Raw genomic sequence first — 25,170 nt, forward strand, 5'->3', positions numbered from 1 at the left:
GCCTTTGGCGCTGTCTGGGCCGAGTAGGAAGAGGATGCTATGAAGCTCCAGCTTCTTGAAGAAGTCAGTACGCGCCTGGTTGCGCTTCGCCATGCCAGGGCGGCCTTCAGCCGTCGCCTAGCGCCGGACTTCAGCGTGTTCGACTTCATTCAGAAGAACGAACTCATGCTGTCGCGGATGCTCGCTTGGCTTCTCGATCCGCGGGGCTCTCACGCCCAAGGCCCGGTGTTTCTCAACGAGTTCGTGCGGCTCGTTGCACCCGATCTCGAGGTCGATCCGGTCGCGTCCGGCTCGGTGCTCTTGGAGGCCCAATGCGGCGATCGCAGGCGTATCGACATCTTGGTGGAATACGGCCGCTCGGCGATAGCGATCGAGAACAAGCCATACGCGTCCGATCAGGACGGTCAGTTACAACATTACCTGACCTACCTCCGGGGCTATGACGACGGCAGGTTGATCTATCTTACGGGCTCCGCCGAGCGTCTGCCGGGTGAGCATAGCCTCGGAGCTAAGGCGCGAACGGCCTCCGTCGAGGACGGCCGACTCATCATCATGAGCTACGCGGACCTACATCCCTGGCTCGCAGCTTGCCGCGGCCTTTCAGAATCGGAGCGCGTGCGAAGTTTTATCGATGATTTTCAACGATTTATTCTGACTCAATTTGAAGGTGTGACAGATATGACTGAGCAGGCGATGTTGATTGAACAGATGACCTGTGACGCTCAGCGTGTCGCCGCCGCCGCTAAAATCGCCATCAGTTGGCGTGAAGCCCAGCGCGTTCTGGTCGATAAGTTGCGAGATCAGGTGGCGCATGCCGTTCCTGAGGGCTGGACCGTTTCTGGCGAATGGTCTCGAGCAAAGAACTCCCATGTCGATATCATGAACCCCGAATGGGCGCCGCTTGCCTTCCGGGTCGTGTTCGACGCGGGAAACTTCAACGAGTTCGCCTACGGGCTCATCAGGCCGAAATCTCGTAAGCCCGTCTTGGAGGCGCTTAAAGGAGTTCTGGACGCCCAGGTGGGCGAGGGAAGCCGGCATGCGCCAGTCGATGAGTGGGCTTGGTGGCGCTACACATCGACGGATGATCCGATGCTGCCCGTCGCATGCAACTGGGATACGGCCAGCGAACCGTGGCAGGGCGTCGCCGATGGCAGTCTGGCTGGCAAGATCGTTGCAGCCGGCAAGCGCGTGCTTGATGTCGCGAGAGCAGCGCCGTTGGGCGGTTAGCAGCGAGAAACGGTCCACACGTGCGGCGGTTCTTTTCGCCGCCAGAACAGAAATCAAAGAGTAGAAAGTATGATTGTGTTGCGACGAGCCGTTTTTGTCGCCCTCGTATGGTCGCTATTCGGATCTGCCGCCCATGCAGAAGGCTTCGTGGATCTGTTGAGAGGGCGTTTCATTAGTGAAGACCATGACGTTCGTTGGGCCCCGCAAGGCTGGCTTCATCTAAACGGCAGGAATTCGATCCGGCAGGCTGGAGAGATCGTGACGTTCGCTAATGACGAATGTTCGAAAGCCGGCGGACGGTTTGATCGAGTTCTCAACGAGACGTCTGAGGCCTATGAGCGAGACGAGTACGTGCGCGATGGGCTGTACAGTTGCGGGTTGGGCGATCATGTTCTGTTTGATCTGTCGGTATCGCGAATGAACTTGGCTGGAAGCATTGTCTTCTGGATTGCTCCGGAGAATGGTCGGAGCGAGAAACACCGTCAGCGCTGGTCGGATAAGCTTGAAGAACCGGAACGGCGAGCCGAAGAGCGTGCAAGGCAAACCATGGCTCTAAGGGAAGGTCTCAAGCCTGGAAGCGAGGTCTGCTATTTCAGCAAGATAGCTTTGGTGGTCGAGGTGCGGGCGCCGCTCGCCCAACTGCAGATGCCGGGCGCCAACCTCGAGTGGGTGAAGATCGACGATCTTTACCCGAAGACTGGTTGCTAGGGGCGTCCTCATGACGGTTCGTCGGCTCTTGGCTGCTGATCGGATGGAGATTATGGGGCAGGTTTGGGCGGCGCGGCCTCTGAGGTTTCAGCAAAGACGCGCGACGATGGCGAAGGCTGTCATCGCGGCTCTGGCCCTGGGGGCTTGCGGGGCCAGTCCAGTTGTTGAAGCGAGGGCTGGTGCGCCAATCGTTGTCGATGGCGACACCCTGACGGTTGAAGGGGTTAGAGTCAGGCTTTGGGGCGTGGATGCGCCGGAACAGGACCAGAGCTGCCTACGCGACGGTCAGGCCTATCGCTGCGGTCAGGTCGCCAGTCAGGCGCTGCGCGAATGGATTGGCCGGAGGCCAGCCGTCTGCGTCGAGGTCGAGAAGGATCAGTACGGACGCAGCGTCGCCAGGTGCGCGGTTGACGACCAGGACATCGGCGCCTGGTTGGTGTCGCAGGGCCAGGCGTTGGACTATCGGCGTCATAGCGGCGGAGCCTATGCCGGAGAGGAGGCGTCCGCTCGAGCGGCGGCCAGAGGCATGCATGCCGGGACGTTTGAGCCCGCATGGGATTGGCGAGCGGCGCGAAGGAACAAACGACCGGAGCAGGCGCCGCCCCGGTCGGCCTGCGCCATCAAGGGCAATATCAACGCCAAGGGCGCGCGCTACTATCATTCGCCGGGCATGAGATCCTACGCAAAAACCCGTATCGTCGAGGCGGCCGGCGAGCGCTGGTTCTGCTCTGAGGCGGAGGCGAGGGCCGCGGGGTGGGAAGCGCCGCCCGGCAATCCCTGATCGCGTCGCACAAACGATCTATCGACGAGGTCTGAAAAGCGGCCTTGGGCTAGGGCGTTTCGCTCGTCGCGCGGAAGCTCGGTGCTCCGAAGAAAAGATGGTGTCGCCTCGATAGTCCACGCCGTTTCAACGGCGCTGCCGTGCCGTGAGAAAACGCACGGCGTTCCAGGGGGATCAAAAAGAAGCTCCGACGCCGGGGGCGTCGGAGCGAGTGTGTCTTTAAAATTCCACGCCGGATGATCAGGCGATGGATTGGTTCAGGAGAGCTCAGAGCTCGATGGGCTTGGCGCTCGACGCCGTGGCGTTGGCGGGGACTTCGACGCCGCCGCGGCTGAGCAGGGTGCGCATCGGGCCGACCATGGAGCGGGTGGCCTGGACTTGATCGCCGAGCAGGCCGGCGGCTGCGCGCAGGCTGCCCAGCTTGGTGGCTTGCATGGGGTTGGACTGCAGGCCGCTGATGAGGGTCGGCGCCTGTTGGCCCAGTTCAACGTTGCGCATCATGCCGATGGTGAAGTTGTAGGCGGCGTTGAGCATCAGGGTGCGCTGGTTCGCGCTGGCGTTGTCGTACTTCGCCTGCAGGGCTGCCGCGTCCTGCGCATTGGCGTTCACGGTCGCGACATTGGCCTCGAAGCTGGCCTTCTGAGCCTGCAATTCACGCAGCGACGACGCGCCCTGGATCGCCGCGAGTTGGGCCCGGGCCTCCTCCTGCTTGCCGTCTTCATCAACGGCGTGCGCCAGAAGCGTCGCGGCGCTCCAGACCAGCTTGGTGGTCTCGAGCGTCTCGCTCAGGAAGGCGTCGGGGTCGCCGGCCGTGGCCTGAGGTTGACCGCCGCCAGGCGCCAGTTTGCGCAGGCCGCCCAATTGGGCGTGTGCGGAAGAAGCATAGCCGGAGGTGGCCAGAGCCGCCGTCAGGGCGACAGCCAAAAGGGAAGAAGTCTTCATGTGAAGCTCCAATAGCAGGGTGGGTTAAGGGGTGGGGTTCAGGGCCTTGGCCGCGCGCAGGGCGAGGTCCGAGGCGAAGTCGGCCAGATCAATCTGGATCGACTGGTTCTGATGCGCAGCGTCGGCGTCAGCCGGGACGGCGGTGGCGGTGAGGGTTTGTTGCAGGCCCTGGGCGCTGACCCTTTGGTCGTTGCGCTTCAGCACATAGCCTACCGTCAGATCATAGGTGTTCTGGACGAAGCTCCGGCCCGAAGGCTTCTGGCCCGTGTGCGCGAGGTTGTGGACGGCTTCGAAGCACAGATCGGCGGGGCGCGCCGTCAGCGCCTTCACCTCGCGATAATCCGGCGCGATGGAGGCGAGCCCCAGGGGCGCGGCTTCGTCAGCGAAACCGGAAGCCTGAACCGCGCCCGGGAAGCCGGCGGCGAAGCGGTTGAAGCTGAGCGCGCGAAACAGCGGCTGTTCCATGCCGCGGAAGGCGACCGCCGGGGCGCATGGGGCGTAGCGGAAGCGCGAAGCCGACAGGGAGCCGACCGTATCGTGAGCCACCTGGTCGCCTCGACGGACCCGGGCGATCTCGACGCCGGATTGCCGCGCCGTGGCGGCTCCTTCTCCGAAACCGGTCACTTCAAGAGAAGCGACGGGCACCCAGACATCCCCCTGAACGCCGGAGACGCGGCCGATAGAGCGCACCACATGGGCGTTCTGTCCCATGCCGAGCGCGCCGGTTGGGTCGGTGATCGAAACCTCGCCATCGTCCGCCGAAGCCACGGCCAGCCTCACGCGTGCCGGCGTGAAGCCGGCCTTGAGCGCTTGGGCGGCGCGCAGCATGGCGTTGCGGACCGCCACGTCGCGGCGCTGAGCGGTCGAAGGGGCCATGCCGTTGGCGATCTCATCGACCTGCTGGTCCTTGCCTTCGACGGCGAAGACCACGCGGCCGCCTTGGTCGATGACCTCCAGGAAGACCCGGGCGTCCTGCACCCGGCGCTCGACGCCGCGCACATTGGTGACGGCCTGGACGGGCTCCAGCGGGGCGACCGTGGCGCGTAGGAAGTAGTCGGGCAGGGCGGGCGGGCGGCTTTCAACGCCGGCCGCCGTCAGGAGCGGGGCGCGCAGGGCTGAAGCCGCTGGATTGATCTGAACCAGGGAGAAGCCGCCCGCGGCGGACAAGGCCTCTTCCATGATGACGGCGGCGTAGCCGGACGGCACGTCGGACGGGGTCTCGGCCACCACGACGAGCAGGGAGGGCCGGCTTAGGGCGTCGAGGGGTTGGGCCACAAAGCGTGACAAGGATTGCCCGACGCTGAGCGTGTCGAGGGCCGGTTTGACCACGGCGTAATGGGCGTCAGCGAAAACCACCCGGGCGTCGGCGCCGATCTGGTCGCCAAGGCGCAGGCCTTTTTGCAGGCCCGCATCGACGACGTAGAGGTCGCCGCTGCGGCTGCGGACCTGGGTCGTGACGGCGCTGGGCTGGAACCGGGCCCTGGCCTCATCGACCAGACGCACCAGGGCGGCGTCAAAATGGTCGTCGAACTGAGCGGCCGCTTCCGATTGGAAACGGTTGCGATCCATCAGTCCCTGCACATTGGTCGAGACCGAATGAGCGAACATGACCTCGCCCGTCAGGACATTGGTCATCAACAGGGTGACCGTGATGGGCATGTGAGCCTCGACCACGCTGGGGCGCGGCACAGTCCACAGGTCGGCGCGCGACACATGCAGAGAGGCGACGAGGGTGCGCGACATCAGGGTCTCGCGCGTCATCCCCGAAGGCGGCGGCGCCGAGAGGTCGCGCGCCACCTGTTCGGGGCCGAAGCGGTCGGCGATCAGGGCGTCGAAGCGTTGGCCCCAATACTGGCGGCGCTCGATCGGCGCGAGCTTGTCGCATAGGGCGGGCGAGATCAGGTTGCGGACTTGGCCGGATGCGCCGCAGGCGGAGTCTTCCGGGCCGAACAGACCCGGGATCGGGTGAAGGCGAAGGCCGTCGTCGCTAGCCGACGCGGTCGTCGGCGCAGCGATCGCCGCGGCCAGCAGCAGGGAGGCGAGGCGAGGCATCAGCAACCGTTCAGGCAGAGGATCACTTGCTGCGGCGCCGTCTGCGACTGCATGGCGGCGAAGGCGGGGTTGCTCCGCAGGCGCTGGAACAGCGCCAGGTGCAGGGGCGTGGACCCGGAGTATTTGACGTGGATGTTGATCTGGCGGGCGTCCTGCCCGAGGAAGGCGTGCTGATCCACGCCTTGGATGGCGCCGAGGGCGTCCAGGAGATCGGCTTGAACCCCCATGTTCAGGTCATTGCCGCGCACGGTCAGGGTGTATTCGGCCGGGGCCGAGGCGGATTGGACGGCCGAGGTCTGGGCGCGGCTGACGTTGCGCCATTCGCGCTGGATTTGCGGGCCGAGGGCAGCGGCGACCTGGCCGGCTAGAACCGTGGTCAGGCGGTTCTCGCAGTCGGAACTGTTGCGGCCGGTGCCTGTGGCCTCGCGGAAGGCGGAGCCGACGTTCTGGCCGGTGGCGGTGCTATAGGCGTCGGCGTTGAAGGCGCCGGTGCATTCCACCTCGCCGGTGGCGGGGTGGCGGCCGCCGTGATTGATCTCCAGGGCCCCCGACATGAAGAAGGGCGCTGACTGGCTCTGAGCATATTGGAAGAAGGCGTTCAGCTTGCCGCTGGCTTGAAGCTCGGTGAACAGAGGCGTCGGTCCGGGCTGGAAAGCCGCCATCAGCGGCGTGACGCTGGAGGTCCCGATGTCATAATTGACCAGGCCTTCCGTCAGGGCCGACACGGCCGCGCGGCCCGTGGCGCTGTCAGCGGCGGACTGGAAGGTGATCCGTTGGCGGAAGCGGACGTCGTCGTGGGTGCTGGCCTCGATGTTGGTGCGGTCGATCAGCGAGGTGTCGCTGGAGGATGCGGACGACGAACGCGAGCGCTGGGCGCTGGAGCTTCTGGCCGATCCGCTGACGGCGACCGAGCCGCCCCGACCGCTTGCGGCGCCGGCGTAGCGGCCTTGCGAGGACTGGCCCGAGGCGGAGGAGGACGAGGAGCCCGAGCGTTCGCGGTTGCTGTAGGCCAAAGCCGATTTGTCGCTGTAGGAGGAGCCGCTGTCGCGGTCATATTCGGTGACGATCTCGGCCGGTTGGCTGAAGTCGGGCGCGACGCCGATGGCTTCGTCGATCATGACGACGATGCGCTGCTGTTGCCCGCCGCCGCGGCGCGAGGAGGAAGCGACGCCCAGGTCATCCAGAGCGCTTTGGAACCACTGACGATCGATGCTGGCCGACAGGGTGACGTTGAAGGCGTTTCCGACCCGTTCGGAGGAGCGATCCACGATCATGTCGTTGCGGATCTGGACGGCCAACTGGTCGACGATTTCCGGGGTTAGTTCGCCCATGCGTTCAGCGCCGATGACCTGACGGGCGAAGGCGCGGACCAGATCGGCCTTGGCCAGGGCCTCGGCCTGGGCGCGCACCGCATTCGCATCGCGGGTGACGGGAGCGGAGCCGCTGCCGGAGACGACATTGCTCGATTGGGCGAAGGCGACGGAACTGATCGCCGCCATGGCGACAGCGGCGACGCAGGAAGACTTGAAGGTCATGGGAAGCTCTTAGTGACGGGTGTCGAGTACGACGTCGCCGGCGCGGATGACGTCGCCATCGGCGCTTTCGATGATCTCGACGTCGCCGGCGCGGATGTGGCTCGTAGGCTGCCGGTTCGGCGTCGGTTTGGCGGCGAGGCGGGTGCGATAGGAGGCAAAGGCGCGGTGATCGCGCACGGCGTCGAAGGCCGGTTCCGCCAGAACGTCGGCGGCGTTAGGGAGGCCGGCGGCGACGGCGCGCTGCAGGGCCGCGGCCGAGGCTTCGGCGTCGCCCAGACGGGCCTGGGCGCGGGCGGCGGCGGCGTGCAGGCGGTGATCGCCGGGGAAGCGGGCCTGGGCCTCGGCCGCCAGACGGGCGGCTTCGCCATAGTTCATGCTGGCGAGGCTGTTCTCGACGGCGCCGAGCAGGGCGTCGGGCGTCGCCTCGGCGGCCTCCGCAACGGGCGGCGTTTCGACCTTTTCGCAGGCTGCGGTCAAGGACGCGGCCAGGGCCGCAGCGCAGAGGCCAGCGTAGAGGTTGAAACGAGATTTCATGTTGAAAACCAGGCCTTTATATCATTTGAGGCGTCTTCTTGAGACAAGCTTGACGGTAAGGTCTTAGCTTGACGTTACGATGAAGACCAATGTTCTTTTGATGTGATCCACAGGGCACTAGGAGCCTTGAGGCGTGGTCGTGATCGGCTGCCGGGATCGTGCCGCACAGGCGCAGACGAGGGCTGAGGCGGCGCGAGATAGGGCCTATCGGCGGGCCGACTTCATCGTTCGAGTCCAGGCTGTCGGCGCCAGGCAGAGAGCCAGGGTCGGCAGGCGGCCCGGGCGCTCGCGTCTCTAGTCATACTGCGGCGGCAAACAGCCCGATGAAGGCGTAAGACGCCCCTGCGACCATTGGACCCGTCTTTGGCTCTGCGGGTCGTCGCATTCGCCGGTGAAGGTCTGGGCCTGAATGGTCTGGGCATCGACAAGGCGGGCGTAGTTCAGCAACTGGCCTTCGAAGCTTCCGTCGCTTCGCGACACAAGCAGCTTGGAATAGTTGGCGTTGCCGGCGCACGGCGACATCGTGGTGCGGCCGACGCCGATCAGCCAATCCGGACGCGTGTCTCGATTGATGTCCAGGGACTGCATCGTCATGTCCGCTGTGACGTCGACCGCGCATTCACCCAGACCGGCGATGATTTCGCGCGATTCATCGGGCGACAGGTCGCGAAAGGCGACGGTTCTGACTTGCGGCTTGATCGTGTCGGGAGCGGGCGACGGCTCCTGGTGCAGGAGTTCGGCGGCTTCGCCCGCAAGATCGACATTGGGATCAAGGGGGCATCGAACCAGATTGAGATCGCCCAGGCTCATCGCCTCGCCGTCCTTGGAGAGGCGGGCCTGCAAACGATCATCGATGGTCTTGGCGTCCTCTTCCATCCCGGAAGAGGTGAAATGAACCTGGGCCTGGCCATCGCCAGTGGCGCGCCATGTCCCGGCCATTTCCCAACCGACGGCTGATCCGTCTTCCGCAAGAAGCAGGCTGTCAAAGCCGGCGCCGCAGTCTGCCCGGCTTTGCGCCCACATCGCGACAAAGCGGGGCGTGGAATCGCCGGCGGGCGGCGCGGCGGTCGTGGCTTTGGCCGCAGGTTCGCACGCCGCCAAAAGCGTGAGCGAGGCCATGGCCGCGGCTCGAGAAATCCCAGGCTTGCGCACCGCCGCCCCCCCTTTGGTCGCCTCGCCCTAGGGTTGCGCAGGCGGCGGTCGAACGCAAGACGGCGTTCTCTCTTGAGCTATGAGGCTGAGCATGGCGGGGCGCGCATAGAGGCGCGAAGATAGGGAGGGGAGGCGCTCGTCCTTCGTGGCGACTTGACCGCTGAAGCGGCGCAGGACAGCCTCCACCTTGGCGCCCGTGGGGGGCGGAGGAGCCGTCAAGGTCTTGAAAAGTTTCAGTGCGTCCACGGTTAAGTCGTGGTTCCAATACGGTTGCGAACGCAAGGTCCGGTACGAATTGTCCAGCGACACCGAACTCGCTGCGGTGCCGGTGCTGAAGGATGTCCGAGAAGCCGCTTGGGCCAAACTCGGCAATGAGTTCGAAGATCGGGTTGTACGCCGTCTTGCGGCCGAGACCTCGGTTTTACAACCGTCGCCGGGCGACAAGGTGCTCTCCGAACGTTTGACCTTGGCGTTTCTGCGGGGCGAACGTGCAGAGACCTATGCCGCACAAGTGAACCTGAAACCGGCCCGCACGCCGAGTTTTCTTCAAGGGACCGGCCTCGACCTGAACCGCAACATCGCGGACCTAGTGCGCCGGACAATCCTGCCTGACGGCCGGGTTCAGTTCACGGTCATCGATATCAAGGCCACACGGCGCGCGACGGCTTTCCACAAGAATCAGATCGCTTTCTATGTAAGGGTTCTCGAGGAGCGTCTGGCTGAAATCGACCTTACCCGGCACGTCGTATTGGACCGGGAGGGGGAGGTATGGCGCATCCCTAATGACGGCACGGCGGACGGGGACCGCGCTCAGGCGGAGGTCTTCGCTCTGCGTCCCTATCTGCGGCAGGTCGACGACTTTTGCCGTCTGAAATTGCCTGGGATCGCGAAAAAGGGGATCGGAGCGGGCGGCTTCGACCAGACCTTCTTCCACCTCTATTTCAAATGCGAACAGTGCGCGTTTCTTGAGCACTGCGAACAAGCGATAGCCCCCGTGCTTGGCGCCGCGCGTGACGTGTCCGCCGTCCCCGGCGTGACCCATGAATCGAAACGCGTTCTGGCCCAGCTCGGCGTTACGACTGTCGGCGGCCTGGCCAAGGCTCACGGCTTGGCGAAGGCGCCGGGCGCGGGATGGTCGCTGACGCGTAACGCCCCTCGTCTGACCGCCCGCGCACAAGCCCTGGCCCAAGGCGCCATTCTGCGGACTGATGAAGAGCATAGCTTTCTCATGCCGCCACGCGCTGACGTGAGGTTGTTCCTCTCGCTCGACTACGATCCCGTCGATGATCGGATCGCCGCCGTGGGCTACCGTCGCGTCGAGGACGGACAAACCTTAAGCGCCGCCGTCAGCGTGCCGCAGAGCGCCTCACTGCAGGATGAGGCGGACGCCCTCATCTTCGTGATGGGGCGGTTGATCAGCGATCTGGCGGGGGTGGACCAGGACAATCGCAAGGCTCAGGAGGTTGAAGACGAGGCGGCGCTGAAGTACGCCCACATCTTCTTCTATGAGCCGTCTGAAGCGCTCAATCTTCAGAAGGCGCTGGGGCGCCACCTGGATGACCCGCGGGTCCGCAGCGGGCTGCTGCATCTCGTGCGCCTCTTCCCGCCGGACGACGTGGTTCCCGAGCCCGAGTTCAAGGGGGCTCACCATCTGCCCGCCACCGCATTGCGCAGCGTGATTGAACAGCTCTACGCCCTGCCGGTCGCTGTGGCCTATGATCTGCGTCAGGTCAGCCAAGCCTTGGCCGACCAGGGCGCTGCGACGCCCTATCATCCTAGTCGGGGCTTTGAACGACCCTTCTCATCGCTCTTGTCGATCGACGTCATTCGCGGGCTTCGCGATGGTGCGGCGGGCGCTCCCTCAGCGCACGACATCGAGACCGACGTGTCGGCGCGATTGGACGCTTTGCAGGGGGCTACCGCCTGGCTGTACGCCCAACACGCGGCGGCGGCGGATAGGGGCGCGCCGCTCTTGCGGCTGACCAAACGACCGTTCCGCTTCCATGAGACTTTTGATCCACTTGATGCGGCGGACCTGGACGTCCTGCTTGCTTGCGAACTGCTGGAGAACCGCGCGAGCCTCTTGGAAACCCTGGTTGGACTGGCCCAGCCCGCTGCCCGCCGCCGTGATGCTGGGCGTTGTATGGCGGGATTGGAGCTGATGAGAGTGTCGAACTACGGGCCGCGCAAAAAGCTGCTTGTGTTCCGGGCGCCGCCAGCCAGCCAAGAGACAGATCTCGGGCCAGGCGACTTCAAATTGATTCTGACTGACGACAATCCGGACCTACGGCTGGATGCGACCCAGTGGGCTCTGGTGAATTGCAGGATCAAGACGCCCGACGAAGACGATCTGTCCCAGCCTCACATCGTGAAGGTCGTGATGGACAAAGACATCTTTGAAGGTTCAGTGATGCAGGCGTTGCTCAAATCCACCCCCAGGGACGGATGGCACCTCGATCGGCCCTTCTTCGATGTGAACACGGACAAGGCTGAGCGCTTCCTGCGTCACCTTTCGGCAGGGCAGGCGGCATGAGCGTGCGTGAACACATCCTTCGTTTCCTCACGGAACCTGGCGTCTTTGCGCGGGACGCGAGCGATCCTGACGTCTGGCTGGAAGCGATGACCGAGTTCACCGCCCCCCTCCTGGAGGCGGGTGGCGGTTCAGCTTTAAGGGAAGCCCAAGAGGCGGCCTGGCGAGGCCTCGCCCCGGCGAGGGCTGGCCTCATTCTAGGCCCCCCCGGCACCGGCAAGACCCATCTGCTGGCCTGGTTGATTGTCGGCTACATTCTAGCGCGGCGCCGCGCAGGCTTGCCGGCTCGTGTTTTCGTCAGCGCGTTCACGCGCAACGCCATCGGAAACCTCCTGGACGGGGTGGCGTCTCGCGTCGCCCAATTCGCGCCGGAGGCGTTCGAAACCCATTATCTCGGCGCTGCGCCGCCAGCCGGTCTTTCGGATCGCGTCAAGCATCGCGTCTCCGTGACCAAGGAGGAAGGCGAAGCGGCTTTTGCTGACCTGTCGGCCGAGGCGGTGGTGGTCGGCGCCTCTGTTTGGCAACTTCACCGTCTGATGAGCCATAGGAAGGCGCCGGGCGACGGGGTGGTCGCGCCCGTCTTTGATCTCGTCTGCATAGATGAGGCTTCTCAGTTGGTCCTGAGCCAAGGTTTGATGGCTCTGGCGGGATTGAGGCCTGGAGGGCGCGTGGTCGTGGCCGGCGATGATCGCCAGCTTCCGCCGATCCGCTCGGGGCGAGACGTGGACGTCGAAGGCCGTCAACTCGGAGGCTCCCTTTACGCCTTCCTGAAATCGGCGGGCGTGCCTGAGTTTCCGCTCGAAGAAACCTTCCGGCTGAATGGGCCGTTGACGGTGTTTCCAGAGAAATCCTTCTATCCAGGCCAGTATCGATCTGCGGATCCGGTGAAGGACGCGCGCTTGGCGTTGAAGTCCGAATGGCGTGAAGGGCTTGAGGCGTGGGAGGCCTTCGCGCTCGATCCGGACTGGCCGATCGCCGTCCTCGTGCATGACGGGCCGTCCGCCGCCAGCAGCAATCCGTTCGAGGCCTGGGTAGGCGCGCGTTTGATCCAGCGATTGGCGGAGCGCATGGAGGACGTGCATCTGCATGACGGCGCCTATGCGCCGGAGCTCTGGCGCGAACGTTTGGCGGCCGTCAGCCCCCACCGCGCCCAGAACGCAGCGATTAGAAGCGCCCTGTCCACGGCGTTGAAGCCGAACGCCTTCGTTGAAACGGTCGATCGGATCCAGGGCAAGGAGCGCGACGCCATTGTCTTCTCCTACTGCGTGGCCGATCCGGAATTCGCTCTAGCTGAAGCAGACTTCATTTTCGCGCCGGAGCGTCTGAACGTTGCCGTGACCCGGGCGCGTCATAAGCTGATCATGTTGGTCAGTCGCCGTCTGCTGGAAGCGGCGCCTGCCGACCAAGAACAGATGGACAAGGCAGAACTGGTTCGAGAATTCGTTTTCAACGCCGACCTGAAGCGTGAACTCGAGATCGTCGACGGCGCCGGACAGCGGGTGAAGGTCCAGGTTCGTCTGGCCGGCTTCGCCGATGCTCCCGAACTGGTCGATCCGCCGGTCAAGGAAGCGCCGTCTGCTGGACCAGCGGACGCCCTTTTGGATGAGGACGCGCATCTGCTTCAGGCCGTCCGGGATATCGCGCTCTCCAACGCCTTTGGCACGGCCGCCAGTTTCGCCCTGGAGGCCCGGATCGGACGCAAGCCAGTCCTACCGGGACTGGCGCGACTGCAGTCTCGAGGCTTGATCGATCTACGTCAGCAGCAAGGGCCACGAGAAGCCTTCTGGGTCGCTCGACCGTTGGATCCGCAGCGAAGAGTCTATCAACCTGACTATGAAACGGTTCGAGCGCGCGCTGAGGAAGTCGTAAGCCAGGCTCGTCGTGGGCGAAAGGCGCCCCTGTATGATGACGTACGCCGCCAGTTCGCCTGGGTTGACGCTCAAGGCAACGACGTGGTCCGCGTCAGTTTCGACAGATTGCGCGACGAAAATCTGATCCGCTTTACGAGCGATGACGCAAAGCTCCGGGTCGAATGGATAGGCGAGGAGGAGGCTGAGCTCCTGCCGGCGCCGCCTGAGCCCATCTTGTCTGATGCAGACTTCGAGGTGCTCAACGCCCTTGAGACCCTTGAAGCCAAGCGGATCAACTTCGGCGTCTTTGAGGGATGGACGTCTGCGGCCACCCTTGCAGACAGCGGGCAATGGCCGCGGGCGCGAGTGGCGGAAGCCCTGGGGCGGTTGTCAGCTTGCGGATGGGTGCTTCTAGCCGGCGAGGGCCGGGTGCGCAGTCGCATGGCGGAACTGGCGCGCGAGGTGCGTTATGTCAAACAGCGCTTCCGGCGCGATGATGCGGATGAGCGGCCTTTCCTGGTCCGAAGCCTGAAAATCGAGTTGCGTGACCGAGACAAGCCAGTGCGTGAAGAGCCCCTGGGGGCTGTGTTCGACGCCCTGGCGACTGAGGTCGGCGGTTCTCACGCCGCAGCCTTGCGCGCCCTGTCGAAGGGTTTGCAGGACGCATGGGGCCAGGACGCCGCAATCGCGGGCTTCCAGCGTCGAAGCTTGGAGGCCCTGACGCGCGCCTGGGCCGGATCTGGACCTGACGCGGTCGTGGTCTCGGCCGACACCGGAGCCGGCAAGACCGAGGCGGCCGTCCTTCCATTGATTGCGGGGGCGGCCGCCGACCGATTGGAGGGCATTCAAGGCGTTCGAGCGCTATTGGCCTATCCCCGCATCCGTCTGGCCACCAATCAGGCCCAACGTATTGTCCGCTACGCTGCGCTTCTGGCGGCCCAACCGGGCGCTCCCACGCTGACGGTGGGCATGCAGTTCAAAGGAACGCCGACACGCCTGGATAGCCTGAAGGCGTGGGATCTCGAGGAAGGCTGGCGGGCGTTTGGCGGCGGAGAACTGGCGTTTCCGCTGTTTGGCTGTCCGAACTGCGACAAGGATCTTCATCTCGGGTGCGGACAGGGGGCGTCCGGCGCCGATCGTCTCTATTGCCTGACCTGCGATTGGTCTTTCGCAGGATGGATCGGCAGCAAGACAGGCTTGCGTGAAACGCCTCCGGCTCTGTTCATCAGCACGACGGATTCGCTCCACCAATGGCTGCATAATCCGGCCGCCGGCCGATTGTTCGGCGACGATTCCGCGTTTGCGCCGCCGCGTGCGGTGATGGCCGATGAAATTCACCTCTATTCCCATGTGCACGGGGCCCAGGTGGCGCTCGCCCTCCAACGCTTGGCGGGGCGAGTTGCAGTCAATCGGCCTGATGCGCCGCCTGTCTTGATGGTGGGCATGAGCGCCACGCTCGGCGATCCAGCCCAGACCTGGGGGCGTCTGGCGGGGCGCTCCGACGTGCTTGCTGTGTCCGCGCGGCCGGAAGAGCGGCGTTTGAACCCCCGTGGTCGCGAGTATTTCTACTTCATCCAGCCTGAAGTGGAGTCGAGAGGCGCCGATGTCGCCGGCGCTTCAACCACGATCCAAAGCCTCATGTGCCTCGCGCACGGCATGCGGCGGCGGACGGATGAGGACGGGGGCTTCCGTAGCGTCGTCTTTCTGGATTCGATCGACAAGGTCCGGCGATTGCATGGCGACTACGCCGACGCGGAGGAGGGGAGCAAGCTCGCGGCCTATCGGACTCGCCTCTACCCCGAGGATCCGGCGACGGGAGACCTGCCGACCCATTGCTGCGGCGAGCCGTACGGCTGCGATCGGTTCCAAACAGGAGAATGTTGGGTCTTCGCCGCCACAGACGCCGGTCAGGTCGGGGCGTCGGGGCAAAGACGACCCGGCCGGCCCTTGGCCGTTATTGATCGACCTGTCACTTCCGCTTCGACCGGAAGGGTCGAGGACGCCATCAAGGCATCGGATGTGGTGTTCGCGACATCTTCGCTCGAGGTCGGATATGACGACCCCGACATCACTCTGGTCTATCAGCACTACGCCCCTCAAAACTTGGCGAGCTTCATCCAGCGCAAAGGGCGGGGCGGGCGCGGCACCGACGATCGCCCGATCACCGCGGTGACCTTGTCGATCTACTCGAGCCGGGACAGTTGGTGGTTCCGCCGCCCCTGGATGATGTTGGAGCCCGCCGGTTTCGACAGCCCGCTGAATCCGGACAACTACTTCGTGCGAAGGGGGCAGATTCTCTCGACGGTCCTCGACGCCATGGCGCGCTTCCAACGCCGGCATGGGGTCTTCGATCTGACCTCGCCGCCTGTTGGGGTCTTTGCCGAAGCTGAAACCCTGCTGCGACAGGTCTTCGGTCGAGACGTGTGGCAAGACTATGCGGCCGACCTGCCGAGTTTCTGGGACCTGGCCGTGAAGCGACTGCCGCATCAGACCGGGGCGTGGGATGTTCCAGACCTGCGTCAGGCGTTGGAATGGGCGCCCAATCTCCTGTTCGATTCCATCAATCTGCCCCAACTGGATGTGCGGCGCTCTGGAGAAAAGGATCCTCGACCGGAGGACATCTCGCTCGCCGCAGCCTCTGTGGCGCCTGGGAACGCGACGCGGCGCTATCATCCTGTGGAAGTGGATTGGCGTCCTCCGGTCGCCGGCCTGGCGCCTTGGTTGGCGGCGGAGGATTATGAAGCCGCTCAAACGCCGTCGCCGTTCGGCGATACCGCCGAGGGCTGGCTGAACCGCTTGCCGCTCGAAGCGCGGCCCTTGCTGGCCGGCCTTTCGCCTCACTACGTGCGGCCACGCCAGATCACTCTGCAGCGCCTTGGGCAGATACATGGCGCGACCTGGGTTGCGGACTGGGCGCTGGATGACGCCAACCAACTGAGGCCTTCCTCAGGCGCGCCTCAACATCGACAGGTCGGCCACCAATCGCATGGCCATTTGCGCGGCTTCCCCATCGTCAAGCCGAATGAAGAGGCGGCGCGGTCGGCTGATGCGGCGCCGTTTTCACCATGGGTGGAGCGTGTCGACGGCTTCCTTGGGGATGGCGTCGGCGGCAAGACCACAGGGCTGGCGCTTGCACGGGTGTTTTGGGGCGCCGACGCGGAATTGGTTCTGACAGGACCTCCGCGCGACGTGATCCCAGTTTCTCAGGTGTTCAGCCAACCCGGACACGGTCCCACCCTGCATGGCTATCATGTGCAAACTGAAGGCGCCCGCTTCCGCCTTCACGCGGGGCGACTGGACGCCTTTGTCGCGGATCAGGCGACTCGGCTCGAGACGGAGACAGCGGAACGCAAGCGTGTGACCGCCCAGTTGGTGCGTTTCAAGATCGAAAGCGGGGCCCAGGCGCTGGGCCTGAACATGTTCCAGATGCGTCGAGCCGCCGAGTTGATCGTCAGCGCCGTCGCCGTACCAGCCTATCTGGATCGGCTGCGCCGGATCGCCTTCCTCTGGACGGTGAAGGACATCGCCGCCCTGTTTGAAGACGTGCGTGCGGACCTCTTGTCATGCCATCCCATGTTGTCGAAGGATCGCGTCGCCAAGGTCGCTGAAGCCTTCGGCGACGATCGTTTGAAGCCGATCTTGACGAGCGCCTTACGGGCGGTCGACGAACCGGCCGAAGTCGCAAGCTGGCTGCGCAGCTCTGTTCTTCACAGTTTGGCGCTTCGGTTGAAGGACAGCTTCGTTCAACTCGGGCATGGTGACGAAAGGCAAATCCTCGCCCATGTCGTCCTGCCATTGCAGTTCGGCGTAGGCGCAGATGCGAACCACCCGGATATCACCCTGTGTGAAGTCGGCAGCTATGGAGACGGAACCACGCGAGCCTTCCTGGCCCGCTTGGACGTCGCCGCAGGCCATTGGCGTGACGGGTTCCTTGGCGATTGCCCGAACGCCCGGGAGGATGCGGCCTTGGACAGCCTCTTCGCCCAACCCGAACATCATGCCGCTTGGCGAGCCCTTGATCCTCATGATCCAGCGGCGCTCGCCGGCCTGGCCGAACCGCTGGGCTTGGATCCCGCCGAAGCTCTGCCGGCGGCCGTGCTTCGCGTGCTGTACGGCGTGGAGGCGATCGGAGGCGATCGCGTGGATCTCTATGATCTCGCCGTGGCCGTGCGGGAGGTCGACCGCGCGCTTCAGACGCGTTTGGGTCGTATTCCGTCGGCGTGGGAGGTTACGAGCGCTGCAGTCCGCAACGCCGAATCCGCTCCAGAGACGGCGCTTGGTCGTCTGCTCGCCGCCTATGGGGGCGTGGATGAGGGTGTGCAGGAAGAGGGCTTGAGCGCTGAAGGCCGCCTAGCGGATCAGGTCTACCGCTTGAGCGCACGCCTTTGCGTCGACGGATGCCAAGCCTGCGTGCAACGTCCGAGCAATCTGATGAGCGAGGGCTTGATGGAGGCTTCAACCAGCCGAAGCCTCCTGACGCGTTTCCTGTGCGAAGCTGACTAGCTTCGCACGCGGAAGGCGTCCAAGGCCCCATGGTCCTTCAGCCAGGCTAGAACCCTCGGCGTTACGAGTTCGAGGGTCGCGCGCTGCTGGATCACGCCCTGAAGGAAGGCGTCCACCTCCGCCTCGCCTGTAAACGCACGCATGGCGTCGAGGGTCAGGGCGCGCCGCGCCCGCAGGGCTGCTGCCGCGGCGGCGAGTTGTTCCGCCTGAGGGTCGGTCGCCGCCAAGGCTTGCGCCTGTTGCCCAATCTGCTTGAGATCGGAGCCGATGGTTTCTGCTCCGGAGATCTTCAGCAAGAGCTCTCCCACGGCCGGCAGGTCGGCGAAATCCCTGGCGACGATCTGGGTCCAGCGGGTTCTTAAACTGTCGAGCGCCCGGACGATCTCAGCCGCTACGCCGGGATAGTCCGTGGCGACGGCCTCGAGCTCGTCCGCCGTTGCAGCGGCTTCGAGCGCGCCCCCTACATCTTCGGCCTTGTCGATAGCGCCTTCCAGGCGCTGGCGTAGACCGGGGTCCGACAAGCCGTCGAGTTCCTTGGCGCAAGCCACCAGATGAGCGAGCAGGGCGGCATGGCGAGGGGCCTGTTCCACCGGTTTGCGCGCCTTCTCGACGGCGGAACCCAAGGCAAGGCTCTGTTTCGCGGAAGCGACGAGGGGATGCAGTTGTTCCAGTTCAGCCAAAAGATCAGTCATTGCGCCCCCTCCGTCAGTTGTCGGCGTGCGGCCTCCGCGGCATCGGCGAGCGCGCGACCCGCCTCGTGAATATCGTCGATGTTGACGCCTCGATCAGCTTCTTCGACGAGATCGCGAACATGAGGAAGGAGGGCGGCCACCGCCGTTTCTCCGCACCTGAACAACTCGAGCGTGTTCGCTAGGTCGGCCGCCGGCGCAGCGATCAACCAGGCTAGGCCTTCAGCGCCGGTCGGTGGCGACTGTCCATACTCTGGCGATAGGCGCCAGAGCAGATCGATCAGACGCTCATGGGCGCCGGCTTCCAGCACTCGGCCCTGGCGCCGACGCTCGACGTGCCACGCCTGAACCTCCGTATTGGCCCTGCCGATCAGGTCGGAAGAGACGGCATCGATGATCTGCTGAAGGCGCGCGTCGTGATCTTGCGGCGCCTTGCCGCGAAGCAGTGTGAGCAAGCGCGTGGCGCGATCTTGGAGCATGTCTTGCTCGCCCTTGGAGATGCGCGGCAGACTAAGGCTCATCCTGTCGGCGACGAGGCGAATGCCCTGCCAACCAAAGGGCGGTTCGCGGTCACTGGCAGGCAGGCCGGGAGCGAAGGCGAGCGTGCGCCTCAAGTCTGCAAGAGCGAAGGCTGTAGCGCTCGCGTCGGCTAGGCCGAAACCCGCGGCGTTGCCCTGCGGAAGGCTGATCATCTGGCGAAGCGCGAGGCGGATCTCGTCGTGACGCTTGTCGCCGGCGGTCAGCGCATCCTGCCAAGGCTGAGTGCGCGCGCTGGGACCGGTGGTCGGTTCAGCCTCGTCGCTGAGCAAGGCCTTCCACTGGGCGGCGCTGCTGTCGGTCGGCGAGGCGCCGCCGCGCAGCCAGGCTCGAGCCAAAAGAACTTGAGCCGCGGCATAGGCCGGATTCCAGAGTTCTCCGTCCGTGCGCCGGGGCAAAAGACGCCTGACATGCCTCGTCGCAAGTCGTTCAAGTCGGCGGCTCAGAGCCGTCAAACGGCGGCGGTGGAACTCGACCTGCTCGCCGGTGAGGTCTTCGTCGGTCTTGAGGCGCGCATAGGCCTCCAGCCCCTCTATCAGCCACTCCTTGCGAGGCACGACGAAATGGGTGTCGCGGACCTGTCCGGTGCCGGCGATCTTGACGTTCTCGGCGGTGAAGACCTGTTCCAAGGTGCGGCGATCCGCGCCGATGCGGCGTGGGTCGAGCAGGGTGACCACATCATAGACCGCACGGTTCCAAATGGTCGCATTGGGAACAACACCATCGCCGCGCAGTGCGTTGATCTGTTCCAGGAGGCCTTGCAGTTCTTTCTTGGAGGCCGATCGCGGTTCACTGGTCGTGCGAGGCGTAGGGCGGGGCGTTCGCTGCGTCGCGGGCGTCAGCGGGGAAGGGGTTGTTGTCGGGGCTGCCCGCACCGCCTCGGTCGCTTCACGAGGACGCGGCGCCGGACTGGCATCTAGCTGGGACACCGCCTGGCCTTCGCCGACCCATGGAAGGGCGAAGGCCTCAAGGACGCTGCGCGGCACGTCGCCGAAGCGTTCGCCATTGTCCGACTGGGTGACGGTCGGCCTACGATCGCCCCAATAGCTCAGCACGCGGCTGAGACGATTGCGGGTCGCTTCATCCTCCACGCGGTTGCGAAGCACGGTCCGCATCGCCGTGTCGAGGAAGGGGCGCTCCAGATAGCGGGACTCGATCTCCGGTCCCGGATAGGACGCCGTTTCCAGCCTTCCGGGATTGAGAAGGGTTGGATTCAGGACGCCTTGCAGCATGCCGCGAGGCGTACGGTGGGTCTGTCCCAGGTCGTTGGCTTTAAGATTGTCGTAGAAGCCGTCGACGGCTTCTGGAGTGAAGGGGTAGAGGCCGACATTGTCTACCGAGCCGAAGGCCTGGAAGCAGGGCTCCAGGCGGGCGCACTGCAAGCAGGGGTTCGGCGGCGGGCGGTTGGCGTCGAGGCGATAGTCCTCGCGCCAGGCTTGCAAATTCTCGACGCCGGCGCGCACGGCTGAAAGATATCGAGCGACAAACTTCTTGCGGGATGCGGCGTCGAGCGCAGCGATTTCGCGCACTTCTCCTTCCGCATTCAGACCGAGGCGGACCGAGTGGGTGATGCGTTGTTGATAGTTGGATTTGAGTTGGCGGAAGTACTCCGTCGTCAAGCCGATGACGGAGATCAAAGGGCAGAGATCATCGTCGTCGCGTAGTTCGGCGTCCGCCACCAGGGCGTCGATCAGGCTGTCGTCCAAGCCCTCCCACATCGTGACGTCCTCGAGAAGGAGCACGAGGCGGCGTCGTTCCGAAGCGGGCTTGTCCTTGTCTTGCCGCGCCAGTTCGGCGCGTAGTTCCATGAAAATGCGTTTGAGCGCGTCCGCGGATACGCCGATCACCCCTTGAACAGCGTGGTTTCGCCGAGCGTTCAGCGCCTCCGCCATTTGCAGAATATGGGGAATCTGGTCGGCGTCTTCGGTGCGGATTTCATCAAGCGTACGGCCTTCGGCCAGAGCCTCTTCGATGAAGGTGCTCTCCAGAGACAACTTGAGGCCCAGACGCTTGGCCTTTTCCGAGTCGCCCGCGTCCAGGGTTTCCCAAAGGGTCGCGAGTTCTCGGACGTCGGAGATGTCGAACGTGGCCGATGCTGAGTTGCGTTCCGCACCGCCGCTCATGATTTCCAGAACGCGACGCGGGCCGTTCCAATTGTCGCGAACCGCGGCCGAGAGAATGAGCTTGTCGGGCTCGAACTGCCGGCACCAGTCGATGTCTTCAGGCGGGGCGTCGAAGTAGTCCGGGGCCAACATGGTGCCCAGGGTGGTCAGGAATAGAGCCGATCGTCCGCCCAGGCCCGCGGCATGCTGCTGTCCGAGGCCGTCAAACAGATAGCCCAGTTCAGGCGGGAGCTTGGACTTCAGTTGCTTCAGCGCGCCGACAAGCGAGCCGTCGGCGCGTTGAATCAAGAGGCAGAAGTCCCGCTGAACAGGCCAGTTGACCTGAAGCCAGCGGATCAGATGGGATTTTCCAGAGCCCGGTTCGCCTTGGACGACGCAAAAGGCATGACGCCGATCTGGTGCGGACAAGGCCTGTAGCAGGCCCTCCTGCGTCGGTTCGCCGAGGTCGAATTTTTCCGACCAGGCCTCAAAATCCCGGACGGGGCTGTGAGTCGCCAGGAAGATGGCGTCCTGGGCCGCCAAAGCCTGCGTCTGAAGAACCGCGTCGGCGTTCGCCTTCGTCCAGCAAGGCGCAGTGAGGAGATCAGTCATCTTGGCTCCCCGAAAGGGTGATGGTCAGAACGGATTGCACCGGATGGAAGGGATCGGGTGAAAGGTCGACATAGCCGGTGGCGTCGCCGCGGCTGACAAGTTCGATCACGCCCTCATCATGGAGGTCTCGCAGGGCGTTGCTCATGAGGCGCGACACGCGGGCGGGATCGTTCGCCAGCCCGCACCGCGCGGCGATGTCGGCTCGCAAGGTTCCGCGATCCAGATAGGGCATCCGCCGACCGATCGCTGTCATGACCTCCGTCGCCGGTAGGGGAGACCCGACCGGTAGTTCCGCCCGTTCCAGTTCTACGCGGAGACGGTCGGCGATGCTTGGATGGAAGCTGAGCCGCGTCGGGAGCTCCACCGCCAGGCCGAGGAGACGCATCCAACGCCGCCATTGAGCCTGCTTGGTCGAATTGAAGCGCCGCGCGCCCTCCGCCGCCTTGGGGTCTCCAAGCGCCGCCTCCACCTGATCCGCGAAGTCGCTCGCGGCGGCCCATTCCGTGCCGCGAATGTCCGCCGCAAGACCGAGCCAGGCGTAGGTTTCGAGCATCAGGAAGTTAGGGTCCTCGCGTCCCGATGCACAAAGTCGATCATGGACGTCGTCGGCGAAGGCGGCGTAGTCGGTCGAGACCAGACCATCGAGAACATAGTGGCCGGCTTCCAAGGTCAGCAGGCCTAGGCTAGAGGCCGCCCCCACCGTTTGCCGGTGAGCGTCGCCGATGACCTGGCGGGGCTGTCCGTTTTGGATGAAGTCCGGATTGAGCCAGGCCCAAAGGTCGTCGCGGCTGATCTTGCCGCCTTCGGCCGCCGTGACGCACACCGCCGACCACACCCGTTCGGGGGTGCCTTGGGTGTCGGTAAGCAGACTCATGAGAGGCCTCCAGGATCCTGTTTCTGGAAATTATCGAGCGCGTCTTCATCATAGGGCGCGTGAAGCGAAGCGATCTGCTGGAGCAATCGCCCCTCCACTCTTTGGCCGGGATCAGCCACGACGATGAAGGTCTGATGCGGACGTTCCGCCGCCAGTCTTTGGAGTTCACGCAGCCAAGCCGGCAGGGCGTCGTTCCTGGTCGGCAGGAAGGCGGTCGGGAGATCTGGCAGGACGCCGTCGCGTTGGATCCAGTCCTCGGCAGATTGGACAAAGCCGAGCCTGGCCCCTGCCTTCTCAAGTCCGTGGGCTACTGGCCCGGCCTCTCTCTCCGTCGTTACGATCTGGTCTATGCCGGCCTTGGTCAGGCGGTGAAGCAGTTGCTCCGATGCGCCGTTGTCCGGCGCCACAAGCAGGACGCCTTTCGGCAGTTCGGTGCTCGCTGCGGCCAGCGAGGGCCAAGCGAAAAGCGCCGAGCGGGGTCGAAGGGATGAGGGCGCGGAACGCCCTCGAATGCGGCAGGCGGGACAGCGACCGCAAGCGGAGGCGAAGGTGTCCGGTTCGATCAAGCGGTAGGCGCCAAGCAGAAGACACTCTCGCTCAGGTCGACGCAGGAAATGAACGAACTCTCGCAGTTCGCGCCTCGCGGTGGCGACTTCGGCGTTACGACCGGTAAAGACGGCGTCCCAGGTCGACCGCCACGCGTCGGTTTCTACGGGAGCGAGGAGGCCGGCATCACGGATGACGGCGCGCCAATGGAGGGGGAGTGTGTCGTCATCGAAGGTGTCCGCCTCAAGGACAAGCGCGCCTTGTCGCTGCAGCAGATTGAGAAGGCTGCGATTCCAACCGCGATTGCGTTCTCCGGTGTAGCGCGCGTCCATGCCTTCTCTGGCGGCGTCCAGCGGGAGTATCAGTCGAGGTTCTCCCGACTCGGCGCGTGTGTCTGCACGTGCGCCCTTCAGCAGTGCGAGCCAGCGTCCTTCGGCGAGTTCGCGAGAAAGCCATCCGCCGCCGGCCATAGACTCCGCATCATCCTCGTCGGACTGGAAGCTATCCTCCTCCTTGTCCCTACGGCGTTGCTGACCATGGCCGCTCTTTTCCACCCAGAGCGTGACCCCGAGTCCCTGGTGGCCGTCGCGTGAAGCGCGCCCGACCTCCTGATACCAACGTGGCGCTCCTTCGGGCAGACAGGCGTGGATGACCGTTCGGACATTGGCCTTGTCGACGCCGAGGCCGAAGGCTGAAGTGGCGACCACGAGGTCAAGGTCGTTCTTGGCCCAGGCCTCCACGATCCGCTTGCGCTCATGAGCATTGGAGATCGCGCCTGTGAACAGGGCTAGGCGTTTGTAGTCGCGCTCCTCGGTCAAAAGCTCATGGAGCGCTTCGGCTTGGTCCACCCTGGTCGTGTAGACGACGGCAGGCCGGGGGGCCCGATCGATCAGGCGAAGAAGGGCCGCGTTCCTGGAGGCCAGATCAGGGAAGGTCGAGGCTGAAAGATCGAATTGGTAGCGCGGCGCCTCAGCGTGGATTTCTCCCCAATGGGCTCCCTCGCCGTAGTCGGAGCGCAGGACCTCACGCGCAGCGGGCGTGAGCGTGGCGGACAACAATACGGTCCTGATGGCGGGGTTGCGGGCGCGGAACTCCCTGACCAGGGCGGGCAGTCGCTGGAAGTCTGGTCGGAAGCTACGTCCCCAACTCTCGATGATATGGGCTTCGTCAATGAAGACCGCCGCAAGCCGACCTTTCTGGCCGTATTTGTCAGCCGCTTCGGCGGGTAAAGCGCTCTGGAGAAGGTCCGCGCGCGCGGCCCCGAAAGCCGCTTCGGGCGATAATAGGAGAATAGGGACTTCGCCATTGCGGAAGCGGGCGATCACCTCCTGTCGTTCGTCGGAGGGGGTTGAGCCGCTGAGGGCTCGGCAGGCCTCCAGGCCTGGCATGGCTTGCAAGGTGCGCTGATGATCTTCTGCAAGCGCGATGGTCGGAACGATCACGATCACGCAGGCGCCGGGATCGGTCTGGCGCCACCACAGGACGGGCGCTTGGAACAATAGGCTTTTGCCGGCGCCGGTCGGCATGGACACCATGAGACCGGCGCTATCGGGCATGGTCAGGATGGATTGGACAGCCGCTTTTTGAGTTCGACTGCGGTAATGACTATGGGGCGTCAATCGCAACAAGGCGGCGTCTGGAGGGGCAGGCTCGATGCCGCCGCGCGGTTCGGCGTCAATTCGCATGGCCTCCGACAGGCCAGGCGCGATGTCCTCCAGGTCTTCATCCAGAATGCGAACGGCGCCGTCTGAAGATCTGGCTATCCCGAAGCGAGGGAACAGGGGGGCAAGATCATCAGGGGGAGCGTGAGGCGGCGGCATGGCGCGGCCTCCGTTAAGTCGCGCCAATTCTCTAAGCAGGGCCAGTCGGTCGCCAGGCGCGCTCGCGCAGAGATAGGCGGCGGTGGTGTCCGCGATCGCCTTATCAAGCCAGGTGTCCATATGGCGCGAGGCTGGGATCGTCACAGCACGCGCCCGAGGGCGACCCTAGGCGATGA

The 25,170-nt window shown here is 64.6% G+C and carries 14 protein-coding genes; 5 read left to right on the forward strand and 9 right to left on the reverse strand.

Going from position 1 to position 25,170, the window contains the following annotated elements:
* Window positions 1–39 precede the first annotated feature (39 nt).
* From FM111_RS08760 to FM111_RS08765, 3 genes are all read left to right on the forward strand, one after another.
* Complete coding sequence (locus FM111_RS08760) at window positions 40–1,227, forward strand: PDDEXK-like family protein (protein WP_087140581.1); 1,188 nt, start codon at window positions 40–42, stop codon at window positions 1,225–1,227.
* Between the two features lie 69 nt (window positions 1,228–1,296).
* Window positions 1,297–1,935: a hypothetical protein gene (locus FM111_RS16195; RefSeq protein WP_143276073.1), complete on the forward strand. Its 639-nt coding sequence runs from the start codon at window positions 1,297–1,299 to the stop codon at window positions 1,933–1,935.
* Between the two features lie 106 nt (window positions 1,936–2,041).
* Entirely contained in the window at window positions 2,042–2,716 is a 675-nt protein-coding gene (locus FM111_RS08765) for a thermonuclease family protein (protein ID WP_087140607.1), read from the forward strand.
* Between the two features lie 267 nt (window positions 2,717–2,983).
* On the opposite strand, the gene FM111_RS08770 is transcribed toward FM111_RS08765, so the two are convergent.
* The 5 genes from FM111_RS08770 to FM111_RS08790 form a co-directional block, all read right to left on the reverse strand.
* On the reverse strand, window positions 2,984–3,658 hold the full coding sequence (locus FM111_RS08770) for a hypothetical protein (protein ID WP_143276074.1): 675 nt from the start codon (window positions 3,656–3,658) through the stop codon (window positions 2,984–2,986).
* Window positions 3,659–3,682: 24 nt separating this feature from the next.
* Complete coding sequence (locus tag FM111_RS08775) at window positions 3,683–5,710, reverse strand: hypothetical protein (RefSeq protein ID WP_087140583.1); 2,028 nt, start codon at window positions 5,708–5,710, stop codon at window positions 3,683–3,685.
* Entirely contained in the window at window positions 5,710–7,245 is a 1,536-nt protein-coding gene (locus FM111_RS08780) for a hypothetical protein (RefSeq protein ID WP_087140584.1), read from the reverse strand. The genes FM111_RS08775 and FM111_RS08780 overlap by 1 nt, the downstream gene beginning before the upstream one ends.
* Window positions 7,246–7,254: 9 nt before the next feature.
* Entirely contained in the window at window positions 7,255–7,779 is a 525-nt protein-coding gene (locus FM111_RS08785; RefSeq protein WP_087140585.1) for a hypothetical protein, read from the reverse strand.
* A gap of 294 nt (window positions 7,780–8,073) precedes the next feature.
* Entirely contained in the window at window positions 8,074–8,898 is an 825-nt protein-coding gene (locus FM111_RS08790; RefSeq protein WP_087140586.1) for a hypothetical protein, read from the reverse strand.
* 256 nt (window positions 8,899–9,154) lie between these two features.
* On the opposite strand from FM111_RS08790, the gene FM111_RS08795 reads away from it, so the two are divergent.
* Both FM111_RS08795 and FM111_RS08800 read left to right on the forward strand, forming a co-directional pair.
* Window positions 9,155–11,464, forward strand: a complete 2,310-nt coding sequence (locus FM111_RS08795) for a hypothetical protein (protein ID WP_143276075.1) — start codon at window positions 9,155–9,157, stop codon at window positions 11,462–11,464.
* The gene (locus FM111_RS08800) at window positions 11,461–17,814 is read left to right on the forward strand and encodes an AAA domain-containing protein (RefSeq protein ID WP_087140588.1); all 6,354 of its coding nucleotides are present in this window, start codon (window positions 11,461–11,463) and stop codon (window positions 17,812–17,814) included. Before FM111_RS08795 ends, FM111_RS08800 begins: the two co-directional genes overlap by 4 nt.
* Here the strand turns inward: FM111_RS08800 and FM111_RS08805 are convergent.
* From FM111_RS08805 to FM111_RS08820, 4 genes are read right to left on the reverse strand one after another with little or no spacing between them, the layout of a single operon-like run.
* Window positions 17,811–18,506: a hypothetical protein gene (locus FM111_RS08805; RefSeq protein ID WP_087140589.1), complete on the reverse strand. Its 696-nt coding sequence runs from the start codon at window positions 18,504–18,506 to the stop codon at window positions 17,811–17,813. The two genes, FM111_RS08800 and FM111_RS08805, sit on opposite strands and share 4 nt — an antisense overlap.
* Window positions 18,503–21,754, reverse strand: a complete 3,252-nt coding sequence (locus tag FM111_RS08810) for a hypothetical protein (RefSeq protein ID WP_087140590.1) — start codon at window positions 21,752–21,754, stop codon at window positions 18,503–18,505. The genes FM111_RS08805 and FM111_RS08810 overlap by 4 nt, the downstream gene beginning before the upstream one ends.
* Window positions 21,747–22,628, reverse strand: coding sequence for a hypothetical protein (locus FM111_RS08815; RefSeq protein WP_087140591.1), 882 nt, complete (start codon window positions 22,626–22,628; stop codon window positions 21,747–21,749). Before FM111_RS08815 ends, FM111_RS08810 begins: the two co-directional genes overlap by 8 nt.
* Window positions 22,625–25,114: a DEAD/DEAH box helicase gene (locus FM111_RS08820; protein WP_087140592.1), complete on the reverse strand. Its 2,490-nt coding sequence runs from the start codon at window positions 25,112–25,114 to the stop codon at window positions 22,625–22,627. Before FM111_RS08820 ends, FM111_RS08815 begins: the two co-directional genes overlap by 4 nt.
* Window positions 25,115–25,170: the final 56 nt, after the last annotated feature.

This window comes from Brevundimonas diminuta 3F5N (genome assembly GCF_900163625.1).
Lineage (GTDB): Bacteria > Pseudomonadota > Alphaproteobacteria > Caulobacterales > Caulobacteraceae > Brevundimonas > Brevundimonas diminuta_A.

What these genes read in the sequence shown, in the direction of transcription:
- FM111_RS08760 (WP_087140581.1), top strand. Translation starts at nt 40, where the DNA reads ATGAAGCTCCAGCTTCTTGAAGAAGTCAGTACGCGCCTGGTTGCGCTT.
- FM111_RS08765 (WP_087140607.1), top strand. Translation starts at nt 2,042, where the DNA reads ATGGCGAAGGCTGTCATCGCGGCTCTGGCCCTGGGGGCTTGCGGGGCC.
- FM111_RS08820 (WP_087140592.1), bottom strand. Translation starts at nt 25,114, where the DNA reads ATGGACACCTGGCTTGATAAGGCGATCGCGGACACCACCGCCGCCTAT.
- FM111_RS16195 (WP_143276073.1), top strand. Translation starts at nt 1,297, where the DNA reads ATGATTGTGTTGCGACGAGCCGTTTTTGTCGCCCTCGTATGGTCGCTA.
- FM111_RS08805 (WP_087140589.1), bottom strand. Translation starts at nt 18,506, where the DNA reads ATGACTGATCTTTTGGCTGAACTGGAACAACTGCATCCCCTCGTCGCT.
- FM111_RS08790 (WP_087140586.1), bottom strand. Translation starts at nt 8,898, where the DNA reads ATGGCCTCGCTCACGCTTTTGGCGGCGTGCGAACCTGCGGCCAAAGCC.
- FM111_RS08785 (WP_087140585.1), bottom strand. Translation starts at nt 7,779, where the DNA reads ATGAAATCTCGTTTCAACCTCTACGCTGGCCTCTGCGCTGCGGCCCTG.
- FM111_RS08780 (WP_087140584.1), bottom strand. Translation starts at nt 7,245, where the DNA reads ATGACCTTCAAGTCTTCCTGCGTCGCCGCTGTCGCCATGGCGGCGATC.
- FM111_RS08775 (WP_087140583.1), bottom strand. Translation starts at nt 5,710, where the DNA reads ATGCCTCGCCTCGCCTCCCTGCTGCTGGCCGCGGCGATCGCTGCGCCG.
- FM111_RS08810 (WP_087140590.1), bottom strand. Translation starts at nt 21,754, where the DNA reads ATGACTGATCTCCTCACTGCGCCTTGCTGGACGAAGGCGAACGCCGAC.
- FM111_RS08800 (WP_087140588.1), top strand. Translation starts at nt 11,461, where the DNA reads ATGAGCGTGCGTGAACACATCCTTCGTTTCCTCACGGAACCTGGCGTC.
- FM111_RS08770 (WP_143276074.1), bottom strand. Translation starts at nt 3,658, where the DNA reads ATGAAGACTTCTTCCCTTTTGGCTGTCGCCCTGACGGCGGCTCTGGCC.
- FM111_RS08815 (WP_087140591.1), bottom strand. Translation starts at nt 22,628, where the DNA reads ATGAGTCTGCTTACCGACACCCAAGGCACCCCCGAACGGGTGTGGTCG.